Origin of the sequence: Paraburkholderia caledonica (genome assembly GCF_000383275.1) — a bacterium.
Taxonomy (GTDB): domain Bacteria; phylum Pseudomonadota; class Gammaproteobacteria; order Burkholderiales; family Burkholderiaceae; genus Paraburkholderia; species Paraburkholderia caledonica.
In genome coordinates this window covers 68,168-80,985 of sequence record NZ_KB911043.1, presented here as the reverse complement: position 1 = coordinate 80,985, position 12,818 = coordinate 68,168, and the positions used below count along the sequence as shown (strand labels likewise).

12 protein-coding genes are annotated in these 12,818 nt (G+C 63.3%); 10 read left to right on the top strand and 2 right to left on the bottom strand.

What is annotated here, in order from left to right:
• Positions 1-59 precede the first annotated feature (59 nt).
• The 5 genes from H281_RS0125305 (at position 60) to H281_RS0125285 (ending at position 5,713) form a co-directional block, all read left to right on the top strand.
• A complete protein-coding gene (locus H281_RS0125305; protein ID WP_020069931.1) occupies positions 60-704 on the top strand; it encodes a pyridoxamine 5'-phosphate oxidase family protein in 645 nt (214 codons plus the stop codon).
• 77 nt (positions 705-781) lie between these two features.
• On the top strand, positions 782-1,699 hold the full coding sequence (locus tag H281_RS0125300) for a LysR substrate-binding domain-containing protein (protein WP_020069930.1): 918 nt from the start codon (positions 782-784) through the stop codon (positions 1,697-1,699).
• Positions 1,700-1,862: 163 nt separating this feature from the next.
• On the top strand, positions 1,863-3,164 hold the full coding sequence (locus H281_RS0125295; RefSeq protein ID WP_020069929.1) for an MFS transporter: 1,302 nt from the start codon (positions 1,863-1,865) through the stop codon (positions 3,162-3,164).
• Between the two features lie 72 nt (positions 3,165-3,236).
• On the top strand, positions 3,237-4,484 hold the full coding sequence (locus H281_RS0125290; protein WP_020069928.1) for a metal-dependent hydrolase family protein: 1,248 nt from the start codon (positions 3,237-3,239) through the stop codon (positions 4,482-4,484).
• Between the two features lie 122 nt (positions 4,485-4,606).
• Positions 4,607-5,713 carry an asparaginase gene (locus tag H281_RS0125285; RefSeq protein ID WP_020069927.1) on the top strand — a complete coding sequence of 369 codons (1,107 nt, stop codon included), beginning with the start codon at positions 4,607-4,609 and terminating at the stop codon, positions 5,711-5,713.
• Positions 5,714-5,752: 39 nt separating this feature from the next.
• Here the strand turns inward: H281_RS0125285 and H281_RS0125280 are convergent, their stop codons facing one another.
• The gene (locus H281_RS0125280; protein WP_020069926.1) at positions 5,753-6,727 is read right to left on the bottom strand and encodes a chemotaxis protein CheV; all 975 of its coding nucleotides are present in this window, start codon (positions 6,725-6,727) and stop codon (positions 5,753-5,755) included.
• A 314-nt stretch (positions 6,728-7,041) separates the two neighbouring features.
• Here H281_RS0125280 and H281_RS0125275 point away from each other — a divergent pair, with 314 nt between their 5' ends.
• The 3 genes from H281_RS0125275 (at position 7,042) to H281_RS0125265 (ending at position 10,460) form a co-directional block, all read left to right on the top strand.
• A complete protein-coding gene (locus tag H281_RS0125275; protein WP_020069925.1) occupies positions 7,042-7,602 on the top strand; it encodes a DUF4142 domain-containing protein in 561 nt (186 codons plus the stop codon).
• Between the two features lie 67 nt (positions 7,603-7,669).
• Positions 7,670-9,394, top strand: coding sequence for a tetratricopeptide repeat protein (locus H281_RS0125270; RefSeq protein ID WP_020069924.1), 1,725 nt, complete (start codon positions 7,670-7,672; stop codon positions 9,392-9,394).
• 40 nt (positions 9,395-9,434) lie between these two features.
• Entirely contained in the window at positions 9,435-10,460 is a 1,026-nt protein-coding gene (locus tag H281_RS0125265; protein WP_020069923.1) for an aldo/keto reductase, read from the top strand.
• A gap of 134 nt (positions 10,461-10,594) precedes the next feature.
• Here H281_RS0125265 and H281_RS0125260 read toward each other — a convergent pair whose 3' ends face one another.
• Positions 10,595-11,338: an SDR family oxidoreductase gene (locus H281_RS0125260; RefSeq protein WP_020069922.1), complete on the bottom strand. Its 744-nt coding sequence runs from the start codon at positions 11,336-11,338 to the stop codon at positions 10,595-10,597.
• Between the two features lie 115 nt (positions 11,339-11,453).
• On the opposite strand from H281_RS0125260, the gene H281_RS0125255 reads away from it, so the two are divergent.
• Both H281_RS0125255 and H281_RS0125250 read left to right on the top strand, forming a co-directional pair.
• Positions 11,454-12,350, top strand: a complete 897-nt coding sequence (locus H281_RS0125255; RefSeq protein ID WP_020069921.1) for a LysR family transcriptional regulator — start codon at positions 11,454-11,456, stop codon at positions 12,348-12,350.
• A 78-nt stretch (positions 12,351-12,428) separates the two neighbouring features.
• Positions 12,429-12,746: a single-stranded DNA-binding protein gene (locus H281_RS0125250; RefSeq protein ID WP_020069920.1), complete on the top strand. Its 318-nt coding sequence runs from the start codon at positions 12,429-12,431 to the stop codon at positions 12,744-12,746.
• Positions 12,747-12,818: the final 72 nt, after the last annotated feature.

Genomic DNA, 12,818 nt, shown 5'->3' with positions numbered 1-12,818 from the left:
AGCTTTAACGGTTAAGGTTGACGTGTTACTTGCGGAACGACCCGCGAAGGAGCCGCTTCATGACACGCCTCGACTCGCAACCGAACATCTATCCGAGCGACATTGCTTTCACGCCCACCGTCAAGGCATTGCAAAGCCGCAACGGATCGCGCGACGCGTATGCGCGGATGGAAGAAGAGCACGGCTGGCAAACCCGGCTGACGCCTGACGTCGCGCGTTTCATCGAGCAGCAGACCAGCGTGTTCTTCGCGACTGCAAGCGCAGAAGGGCAACCTTATATCCAGCATCGCGGCGGCCCTGCGGGTTTTCTGCACGTGCTCGACGACCACACCATTGCGTTCGCCGACTTCGCCGGCAATCGTCAGTACATTACGTCCGGCAATCTGGCCGACAACCCGAAAGTGCATCTCTTTCTCGTGGACTATGCGCATCGCCGGCGCATCAAGGTATGGGGCGAAGCGCGTGTGATCGACGACGACCCCGCGCTGCTCGCGAAGCTCATGCCGCAAGGTTACAAGGCACGCGGAGAACGCGTGATCGTGATGAGCGTGCATGCGTGGGACGTCAATTGCCCTCAGCACATTCCACAGCGTTTCGAGGCTGCGGACGTCGCCGCCGCGTTGCAGGAGCGTGACGAGCGCATCAAGGATCTCGAAGCGCAAGTAGCGGAACTCAAGCGCCTTTCAGCTGCTTCTGGCGCTTGATAGACGATGCCCGACGGTGATCTGAGCCTGAGCCGCACCCGCTATCATGGTGCGATCGCGACTCGGCTCCTTTCATCATGCGCATTGCTCCCTTACCACCGCTCCAATGTCTGGTCGCGTTCGAATCGGCCGTGCGACACGCAAGCTTCACCAAGGCCGCCGCGGAGTTGCATCTGACGCAAAGCGCGGTCAGCCGGCAAATCCAGCAACTCGAGGAATTCCTCGGCCGGTCGCTGTTCGTCCGTGAGCATCGCGCATTGCGTCTGACCATCGCCGGCGAGGGTTACGCAAAGCGCGTGCAATGGCTGCTCGCGAACTGTTCCGAAGCGACGCTCGACGTCATGAAGCGTTACGGCGACCAGGAACTGACCATCGCGTGTTCGTCGGGCGTCGCCGTGTTGTGGCTGACGCCGCGGCTCGGCGCGTTTCGTGCCGCTTACCCGAACGTGAAAATCAGAATGATCGTGCGCGACGGACTCGCGTCGATGTCGCCCGCCGAATTCGATGTGGGTCTCTACTACATCCGCCAGCATGCCGAGCCGCATTACACCGCCCGCCGCATTTTCGACGAGGAGGTGTACCCGGTCTGTTCGCCCGCCTATCTCGCAGGCCGCGTGCTCGAGCCCGCCGATCTAGCTCAGGAAACGCTGCTGATTCAGGAAGACGGTCAGCGCCAATGGATGTCGTGGCCGGAATGGTTTCGCATCAACGGCGTGCAAATGCCTGTTGCGCCGCAGGCGGTCATGGTGAATCACTATCCGCAACTCGTGCAAATGGCGATTCTCGGTCAGGGCGTCGTGCTCGGCTGGCGGCACATGATCGACCGATGTCTCGAAGAAGGGCTGCTGGTGCGCGCCACCCACGCATCCGCAAGTCACGGCGGCGGCTACTATGTGGTGTCGCCGAACGACCGCTCACAGAACCAGGCCGCGCGCGTGTTCACGCGGTGGCTCTTCGAGCAGGCCGAAGCGCAGACGGGCAGGGCGGCGGCCTGAACGGCTTCGCATGCGCTGCACGCATGCGTGCATGCGAATCTTTCGTTTCGAAAACAATTCAGGTCTCTCTACGATCGGCGTTATGCATGCAAAAGCGCCGCGACGACGGCGTGGCGCGTTGCCGACACTTTGCCTGACAGGCAGCCAGATGAGGAAAGAGACCATGCAAGGAACGCTTTCATCCAACGTACCGCTTTCGGTGGATACGCTCGCGCGTCAGCGGCGGCACGCCATTATCGCGACCGTGCTCGGCAACGGGCTCGAATGGTTCGACTTCACCGTCTACAGCTTTTTCGCGGTCATTATCGCGAAGCTGTTCTTTCCGACCGGCAATGACCTGACCTCGCTTCTGCTTGCCGTCGCCACGTTCGGCGTGGGCTTTTTCATGCGTCCGGTGGGCGGCATCGTGCTCGGCGTGTATGCGGACAAGGTCGGGCGCAAGGCCGCGCTGTCGCTGACCATTCTGCTGATGGCGGGCGGCACGGCGCTCATCGGCATTGCGCCGACTTATCAACAGATCGGCCTGTGGGCACCGGTGCTGATCGTGATCGCGCGATTGCTGCAAGGGTTTTCGGCGGGCGGCGAGATGGGCAGCGCGACGGCGTTTCTCACCGAGTACGCGCCCGCTAACAAGCGCGCGTACTACTCGAGCTGGATTCAGTCGAGCATCGGCTTTGCGGTGTTGTTGGGCGCAGCGGTCGGCACCTTCGTGACCAGCAGTCTGAGCACCGAAGCGCTTCATTCGTGGGGTTGGAGAATGCCGTTCCTGATCGGCATGCTGATCGGACCCGTCGGCTATTTCATTCGCAGCCGCATGGACGAAACGCCTGCCTTCAGCGCAGTAGCCGACGAAGCGAAAGACGATTCGCCGCTCGCCGAAGTGTTCCGCCGCTTCCCGCGAGAAACCTTCGCGAGCTTTTCGATGGTGATTCTGTGGACCGTTTGCACCTACGTTCTGCTGTTCTACATGCCGACGTATTCGGTCCGCACGTTGCATCTGCCGCAATCCACGGGATTTCTCGCGGGCATGTTCGGCGGCTCGATGATCATGTGTTTTGCTCCGGTGGTGGGCAAACTCGCCGACCGCTACGGGCGCCGCCGTTTCCTGTCGGGAGCCGCCGTGCTGATTCTCGTGCTGGCCTGGCCGATGTTCGCGTACATCAACCGGGCGCCGGGCCTCGCTTCGCTGATGGTTTTTCAAGGCGTGTTCGGTCTGCTGATCGCTGCATACACCGGACCCATTCTCGCGGCGTTCTCCGAACTGTTTCCGACCAAGGTGCTCTCCACGGGACTGTCGGTCGCCTACAACTTCGCTGTGACGATCTTCGGCGGCTTCGCACCGTTCTTCATTACGTGGCTGATTGCGTCGACAGGCAGCAACATGGCACCCGCGTTCTACGTGATGATCGCCGCCGCGATCAGCCTGACGGGCACGTTCTTCGTGCGCGATCCGCAGCGGCACTGAATCGGGCAGCGCGTGCGGCGCGCTTCCGGCCGCACGGATTTCTCATCAAGTCAGCAAGTCAGGACAATTCCCATGAGCATTACGGTAATCAATGGCGGCAATGTACTCGATCTCAAGCAGGGCATTCTGCTCGAACATCATCATGTCGTGATCGAGGACGGCCATATCGTCGAAGTCACCGATCGTCCCGTCGATCTGCCGAACGCACGCGTGATCGACGCGCGCGGCAAGACGGTGATGCCCGGTCTGATCGATTGTCACGTACATGTGCTCGCTTCGCGCGCGAACCTCGGAGCGAACGCAACGCAGCCCAACATCCTGACGGCGATCCGCGCGCTGCCGATCCTGAAGGCGATGCTCGGCCGCGGCTTCACGACCGTGCGCGATGCGGGCGGCGCGGATTGGGGTTTGACGCAGGCGCTCGAAAACGGCCTGGTTCCGGGGCCGCGCATTTTCCCATCCGGCAAGGCGCTTTCGCAGACGGGCGGCCACGGCGATTTCCGTCCGCGCGGCGATATGCTGGAGCCGTGTTCGTGCTGTTTTCGGGCTGGCGCGATTGCGCGCGTAGTGGACGGCGTGGATGCCGTGCGTCTCGCCGTCCGCGAAGAAATCCAGAAGGGCGCAACGCAGATCAAGATCATGGCATCGGGCGGCGTGGCATCGCCAACCGATCCAATCGGCAACACGCAGTATTCCGAGGACGAAATCCGTGCGATCGTCGCCGAAGCACAAGCTGCAAACACCTATGTGATGGCGCATGCATACACCGGTCGCGCGATTTCGCGCGCGATTCGCTGCGGCGTGCGCACTATCGAGCACGGCAATCTGGTGGACGAAGCCGCCGCGAAACTGATGCGCGAACATGGCGCGTTCGTCGTGCCGACGCTCGTCACCTACGACGCGCTTGCGAAGCACGGCGCCGACTACGGGTTGCCGCCCGATTCGATCGCGAAGGTCGAAACCGTGCGGCAAGCAGGACGCGATTCGCTGCAGATCTACGCAAACGCCGGCGTGCCGATGGGTTTCGGCTCCGACCTGCTCGGCGAAATGCACACGTTCCAGAGCGACGAACTGCGCATTCGCGCGGAAGTGCTCGGCAATCTCGAAGCGCTGCGCTCAGCAACCACGATCGCCGCTGAGATCGTTGCGCAAGAAGGCAAGCTGGGCGCAATCGAAGCGGGCGCGGTGGCGGATGTGCTGGTGGTCGACGGCAATCCGCTCGACGATATCGGCACGCTGACCGGGCAGGGCGAGCGTCTCGCGTATGTGTTTCAGCGCGGCGAAGTTGTGAGCGAGCGCGGCGCGGTCGTCTCGCGCTGAGACAGCGTGTCATGCCGAACTGATCGCGTGCAATTGATGCCCGTGCGCTCGTTACGTAGAATCGTGGCGCACAACGCTTGATTGCCAGCGCAACGATTTGCGCGATCACGAGGAGAACGGGCATGACTTTGCACACGGCCGGGCCGATTGCGGCGACCGTCTATCGCGGCGATTCGGTAGAGAACACGCACCGCGCGCATGTTGCGGTCGTCGATTCGAATGGCCGCCTGCTGTATTCGTTCGGCGACCCGTCGCGCGTGACGTTGGCCCGCTCCGCGGCCAAGCCCGCGCAAGCGCTGGCGGTGCTGGAAACGGGCGCGCTCGAGCGCTTCGGTTTCGACGATGCGGACCTTGCGCTGATGTGCGCCTCGCACAGCAGCGAGCCGCGTCATATCGAACGTGCGCGGCAGATGCTTGCCAAAGCGCAGGCGAGCGAAACCGACCTGCGCTGCGGCGGTCATCCGCCGCTGTCGGATGCGGTATATGTCGACTGGATCAAGCGCGATTTCAAACCGGGTGCCGTGTGCAGCAATTGTTCGGGCAAACATGCGGGCATGCTGGCCGGCGCGCGTTCGATCGGCGCGGCGCTGAGCGGTTACGAACAGCCGGAGCATCCGTTGCAGATCCGCGTAAAGCACACGGTGGCCGACGTTTGCGACTTGCCGGACGACGGCGTGCAATGGGCCACTGACGGTTGCAATCTGCCCACGCCGGCCTTTCCGCTTGATCGTCTCGCACGTCTCTTTGCGAAGCTGGCCGCGGCGCAGGACGAGGTCTCGTCGTCCGGTGCAGCGCCCAACACGCGGACAGCGGCGCTCGCGCGCATCTATCGCGCGATGACGGCTTATCCGGAACTGGTCGGGGGCGAGGGCCGCTTCTGCACGATATTGATGAACGCGTTTGGCGGCGCGCTCGTCGGCAAGCTCGGTGCAGACGGCAGTTACGGGATCGGCGTGCGCGCATCGAATCGGACTGCCGCGCACACGTCGAAAGCGGGCGCACAAGATGCACAAGGCACACAAGGTGCACTCGGCATCGCCGTAAAAATCGAGGACGGCAATGTCGGCGTGCTGTACGCGGTGGTTGCCGAAGTGCTGGCGCAACTCGACATCGGGACCGCCGGACAGCGCGCGAAGCTCGACTCTTTCCATACGCCCAGGATGCTCAACACCATGGGCGTCGCCACTGGCCGGCGGGTCTTCTCGGTTGCGCTCGAAGCGTCCCGATAGGACGTGTGCCGGGCAACGCCCGGCACTCAAGCGATTTCGTCAGGCCGCGGCTTCTGTGGCAGACATCAGTGCACTGCGTATCGCGCTGGCGAGTTCACTGGCCTGAAACTTCGCGACATAGCCGTTCGCGCCGGCGTTCTTCACATGCGCCTCGTTGGCCGCGCCGGTCAACGACGAATGGATGATCACCGGAATGTCGCGGGTGCGCTCGTCGGCCTTGATCTGGCGAGTCAGCATGAAGCCGTCCATCTCGGGCATTTCGAGGTCGGTCAGAACGAGCGCGATGCTGTCCTTGACGCGCGCGCCGTTGCTCTGTGCTTCGTCGGCGACTTGCTGCAATGTCTGCCACGCCTCTTCGCCGGTCTTGGTCATCACGTATTCGGCGCCAATCGCGGTCAATGCCTGCTCGATCAGCTTGCGGGCGAAGCCGGAGTCGTCGGCGGCAAGAATCTTCGCGCCCGGGCGAATGCCGAGTGCATCGCCCACGGACGTCGGGTCGACGCTCGGGTGCTGCGAAGGGAATACGTCGCGCAACACCTGCTCGACGTCGATCACCTGCGCGAGCCGCGAATCGCCCGTATTGCCGTCGATCCGCGCAATGCTCGTCACCAGGTTGCCGCCCGCCGCGCCTTCCGCGGAGAGCACCTGATTCCACTCGAGTCGCACGATGTCGTCCACTTCCTCGACCGCGAACGCCTGGGTGGAGCGCGCGAATTCCGTGACGAGCAGGATATTCAGGCCGCGCGTGGGCTCGCAGCCCATGAGCCGCGGCAAGTCGATCACGGGAATGATCTGCCCGCGAATGTCGACGGCGCCCATCACGAACGGCGACGAACCGGCGATCGGCGTGACCGGCGGCATCGTCGAAATTTCTCGGACCTTGAACACGTTGATGCCGTAAAGCTCATGCGCGTCACTGCCGGGGACGGAGCCCAGCCGATACAGCAGCAGTTCGAATTTGTTGGAACTCGTCAGGTTGCTGCGTTCGTCGTGCGCGCGGTTATCTGCTGCCATCGAATCTCTCCAGGATTGCGGTGCGTGGCGCGCTTGCATGGATTGATGCCGTCGCGCCTCTTACTTTCTGTTATCGGCGCGCTTGCCGAAAAATTCAGCGCTTTGCCGGATTTCTGCTGGCAATCCCTGGGTGAGCCACCTGATCTCATTCACGAGATAACGTCATTCGTGTGAAGGTTACCTGCCGTTACACAAGCCACAGCGTCGTATCACACCGCGCCGGGGCGCGCTTCTAGAATCTCCCGCGATGGACGGCGGTGCCGCGCGGCGCCCCGTGCTCCGTTGCCGTTTCGCTTTCAATCCAAGGAGAACGTATGATCCGCTTGCCTCTCGCCACTATCGTCAGCGCCACTATGGGGAGCCTGCTGACCGTCGCCACGGCCGCCAGCGCCCAGACGGCGCCGGCCCCCGCCGCAGCGGACGCGGGCCGTCTGCATGCTGCCGACCAGACGTTCATTGCCGACGGCACCAAGGCCGTCGCCACTCAACGCGATGCCGCGCGCATCGCCACCTCGCGTTCCACGGACCGCGACGTCAAGGCATTCGCCGAGCGCGTCTCGACTGATAACGCTAAGATCTCGGACGCGCTCCGCGCGGCGAGCCCGCGCGGCGTCGACGTGCCGAAGAACGACCCTGACACTGCCGTGCTCGCGAGCATCAACAATCTGCGTGGCGCCGAGTTCGACAAGGCATATATCGAGCAGGTCGCGCTTGCCGGCGAGCAGAAGGCATTGTCGGCGTTCCAGGCCGAGATCGCTTCGGGCCGCGATCCGCAGTTGAAGGATGCGGCGAAAAAGGCGCTGCCGACCATTCAGGAGCATTACGCGATGGCGCAGGAACTGGCCAAACGCAAGCATCTGACGGCGGCGCAGTAAAGCACTGCACGCGTGCCGCCTCGCTGGAGCAAAGCGGCGCGGCGCGCGTTTTTTCCGGACTCATCGCATGAAGAAGCCTGCCAATCTGGCGCAACAGTTGGACCATATGCTTAGGCAAGCGGTCGCGCTTCAACAGAACGGCGCGTTGGCCGTGGCGCAGGAACTTTATCGCGAGATTCTCGAGCTCAGGCCTCGCCATTTCGACGCGCTGCAACTGCTGGGCGCATTGGCGTTGCAGAGCGGCCGCATCGAAGAGGGCGTCGATCTGCTCGCGAGGGCGCTCGCGGTCAACCCGAAACAGGCTGCGGTTCATTCCAACCTGGCGTATGCGTTGAACGCGCTGCATCGTTTCGATCAGGCGTTGGCCAGTGCGAACCGCGCGCTCGCCTTGCAGCCGCAGTTTCCCGACGCGCTCAATAATCGCGGCAACGCGCAGGCGGGCCTCGATCGTCCGCTCGACGCGCTGGCGAGCTTCGACCGGGCGATCGCGCTCGCCCCGGATTTCGCGCAGGCCTGGAACAACCGCGCGTGCGTGCTGCGCGATCTGGGCCGTCCCGCCGACGCATTGGCCAGCTGCGACCGCGCGCTCGCGCTGCAACCGGGTTACGCCGAAGCATGGAGCAATCGCGGCAATGCGCTTTCCGATATGAACGAGCCGCATGAAGCCGAGCGCAGTTATCAGCGCGCGCTTGAACTGGCGCCGGGCTTCGTCGACGCATGGAATAACCTCGGTCTTACGCAGATCGATCAGGGCCGGCATGAGCAGGCGCTTGCCAGCTATCAGCGCGCGCTCGCGCTCAATCCCGAAGCCGCCGAGACCCACTGGAACGAAGCGCTGTGTCTGCTGCAATTGGGACAGCTCGAAGCGGGGTGGCGGAAGTATGAATGGCGCTGGGAGCGCAGCCGCATCAAGGCGAGCCGGCGCGTCATCGCGCAACCGCTTTGGCTCGGCGACTTCTCGCTCGACGGCAAGACGATTCTGTTGCACGCCGAGCAAGGGCTGGGCGACACGCTGCAGTTCTGCCGCTATGCGGCAATGGTGTCGAAGCTCGGCGCGAAGATCATACTCGAAGTGCAGCCTGAATTGCGGCGGCTGATGTCCACGCTCGACGGCGCAGATCAGATCGTCGAAGCGGGCGAACCGCTGCCGCCGTTCGATTGCCACTGTCCGCTGTTGAGCTTGCCGCTCGCGCTCGGCACGTCGCCCGGCAGCATTCCGTCGACCACGCCTTATCTTTCCGCCGAGCCCGCTGCGGCGCGCGCATGGGGCGAGCGTATCGACGCCGACGCACGAGGCCGCCTCAAGGTCGGCCTCGTCTGGGCCGGTGGGAACCGTCCGCACGTGGCGGAGCTTCGCAAGAACGACGCGCGCCGTTCGCTCACATTCGCGCGCTTCGCGCCGCTTCTCGATGTGCCCAACGTGCAGTTCTTCAGTCTGCAAAAAGGACCGGCGGCGCAACAATTGACTGTCGGCGAATGCGCCGCGCATATCGTTGACCACACCGGCGAACTGCACGATTTCGCCGACACTGCAGCGCTCGTCGCGAACCTGGATCTGGTGATTTCCGTCGACACATCCACCGCGCATCTCGCCGGCGCGCTGAACAGGCCGGTATGGATTCTCAACCGCTTCGACACCTGCTGGCGCTGGATGCTGGAGCGCAGCGACACGCCCTGGTATCCACGCGCAAGGCTCTTCAGGCAACCGTCGCTGGGCGATTGGGACAGCGTGATGGAAACCGTGCGCGCAGCGCTCGCCGACCACGCGCTCGCGTGGACCGGCGTAGACTGAACGTCCGTTTAAATGACGGCTATGCCACGGAGATTCATCAATGGAATACAGACATCTGGGTGCATCCGGTTTCAAGGTGCCGGTGCTGAGTTTCGGCACGGGCACGTTCGGCGGCAAGGGTGATTTTTTTCAGGCGTGGGGCTCGACGGACGTGGATGAAGCACGGCGTCTGATCGACATTTGCCTCGATGCGGGTGTGACGATGTTCGACACTGCCGACATCTATTCGCGCGGCGCGTCGGAGTCGGTGCTCGGCGAAGCGCTGAAGGGCAAGCGCGATAAGGTGATCATCTCGACCAAGGCGACCTTCCGTTTCGACGACGGTCCGAACAACGTCGGCTCATCGCGCTTTCATCTGATTCAGGCAGTGGACGCAGCGCTCAAGCGCTTGCAAACCGATTACATCGACCTTTTTCAGTTGCATGGTTTCGACGCCAGAACGCCGGTCACGGAAGTGCTGTCCACGCTCGACGACCTGGTGCGCGCAGGCAAGATCCGCTACACGGGTGTGTCGAACTTTTCCGGCTGGCATCTGATGAAGTCGCTGGACACGGCGGACCGCTACGGCTACCCGCGTTATGTCGCGAACCAGACGTACTACTCGCTCGTCGGGCGCGATTACGAGTGGGAACTGATGCCGCTCGGCGTCGATCAGGGCGTGGGCGCGGTGGTGTGGAGCCCGCTCGGCTGGGGACGTCTGACCGGCAAGATCAAGCGCGGCCAGCCGTTGCCCGATACGAGCCGTTTGCACAAGACCGCCGACATGGGGCCGCCGGTGCCGGACGAGTATTTGTACCGCGTGCTCGACGCGATCGACGAGATCGCCATGGAAACCGGCAAGACCGTGCCGCAGATCGCGCTGAACTGGCTGTTGCAACGTCCGACGGTGTCGACCGTGTTGATCGGCGCCCGCAATGAAGAGCAGTTGCGGCAGAACCTGGGCGCGGTGGGCTGGAACCTGACGCCGGAGCAGGTCGCGCGGCTCGATGCGGCAAGCGCCGTGCGGCCGGCTTATCCGTACTGGCATCAGGAAGGATTCGCCGAGCGCAATCCCAAAGCGGTTTAGCGGGCGGTTCGCTGCGAGTTCTAACGCGTGAGTTGGGCGGCTTGTCACGAGTGCCCGGACTCACGCGCGCTGCAAGTTCGATTAGACCACTGCGTTGAGCCGCTTCAGGTTGCTGGAGCGGCGCCCGACACGCCTCAAGCCAATCCGCCGTTTGCCCGCAGCACTTGGCCGTTGACCCACGCGGCCGCCGGGCTCGCAAGAAAGGCCACCACCGACGCAATATCTTCCGGTTGCCCGAGGCGCTCCAGCGGCGGCATCTTTGCAAAGTGTTGAATCTGCTCGTCGGTCTTGCCGTCGAAGAACAGCGCCGTCGCGACCGGGCCCGGCGCCACCGCGTTCACCGTGATGTTGCGCCCGCGCAGTTCCTTCGCGAACACGTGCGTGAACGTTTCCACCGCGGCCTTGGTCGCGCTGTAGATCGCGTAGCCAGGCATGTTCAGCGCGACGGTCGTGCTCGAAAAGTTGATGATGCGTCCACCGTCGTTCATGCGGCCCGCCGCTTCGCGCAACGTATTGAAGGTGCCGCGCACGTTGATGTCGAATGTGCGGTCGTACAACTCGTCGCTCGTGTCGGCGAGCGGCGTCGGCTTGATCACGCCTGCGTTGTTGATCAGCACGTCCACTTTGCCCAGTTGCTGCTCGGCGGTTTCGAACATGCGGCGCACGTCGGCAGCCTTCGACACATCGGCCTTCACCGCCACCGCCCGGCCACCCGCGCCGTTGAGTTCGGCGACGAGCGCGTCGGCCTCGCTGGAACTGGACGCGTAGTTGACGACGACAGCAAAGCCGTCGGTCGAAAGGCGTCGCGCAATGGCTGCGCCGATGCCTCGCGATGCGCCGGTAACGATAGCGACTTGTGCGTTCCTGATCGTGTTCATGGTGCGTTTCCTTTTCGGTATGAAGTTGGTGAGTGAATGATGAACGCTTTGTGCTGCGAGATAATCAGGTTAGACTCGCCATCATCATTCGATCTTCTTTAACAATAGCGCCCATATGGACCGTTTCGAAGAAATGCGTGTGTTCGTGCGGGTCGCCGAGCGGCAAAGCTTCACGCGTGCGTCCGACGACTTGCAGATACCGCGCGCCACGGTCACGAACCTCATCAAACGTTTGGAGGAGCGGCTCGGCGCGCGGCTGCTGGAGCGCACCACGCGAACGGTTCGCCTGACGCCAGACGGGCAGGCGTATTACGGACGCTGCGTGCGGTTGATCGCCGATATGGAAGAGGCGGAGGGCTCGTTCTCTAACCTGGCGCCCAAAGGCCTGTTACGTGTGAATCTGCAAGGCACGCTTGCCCGGCACTTCGTCGTGCCGACGCTGCCGGTGTTCCTCGCACGCTACCCTGATATCGAACTGACAATCGGCGAAGACGACCGTCTGGTCGACCTGGTGCGCAAGGGCATCGACTGCGTGCTGCGGGCCGGCACGCTGCAGGATTCGTCGATGGTCGGGCGGCGTGTCGCGCAACTGCAGCAAGTGACGGTGGCGAGCCCGGCTTATCTGGAGAAATATGGCGAGCCCGCCGATCCGTCGGCGCTCGAATCGCACCGCGCGGTCAACTATGTGTCTAGCGCAACGGGCAAGCCGGTGCCGCTCGAATTCGACATCGAAGGCCGCATTACGCCGATGCTGTTGCCCGGCGCGGTGTCCGTGACGGGCGTCGAACTCTATACGGGTTCGGCGGTGGCCGGGCTGGGCATGGTTCAGGTGCCGCGCTATCGCGTGTCGGATGAACTGGCAAGCGGGCGTCTTAAGATCATTCTCGCGAATTTTCCGCCGCCGCCGATGTCGGTGTCCGTGCTGTATCCGCAGAATCGGCAACTGTCGTCGCGGGTGCGCGTGTTTGCAACGTGGCTGCGCGATATCTTCGAGGCGGCGGGCACGGCGTAAGCGCCGCCGTGTAAGGTCATCGTGGGATGATGTGCGCCGCACATCGGGTGCGGAACCTGCAATCAAGGGAGCAGCAAGATGATCGATGGACTGGTGAGCGGGCGCCTGTATGGCGAGGCGCAGCTTCGCACGGGGCAAAACGGTACGCGCTTCGTGACCTGCAAGGTGCGCGCGGTCACCAATGACGGCGACACGATTTTCGTCAACGTGATTGCGTTCGATAACGGCGTGCAAACGGCGCTGCTCGCGTTGAGCGACGCGGACAGCGTTGCGCTGAGCGGGGCAATCACGCCCAAGGTGTGGACCGACAAGAACGGCCTGGTCAAACCGGCCGTCGACATGGTCGCTCACAAGCTCCTGACAGCCTACGAAGGGCGCAAGGACGGCGACGCCTGACGGCTGACGCCGCGCGCGGGATGGCGCCGGCCGTGTAGCGGGGCGTTATGACACGAAGTGCGCCAAACTTGG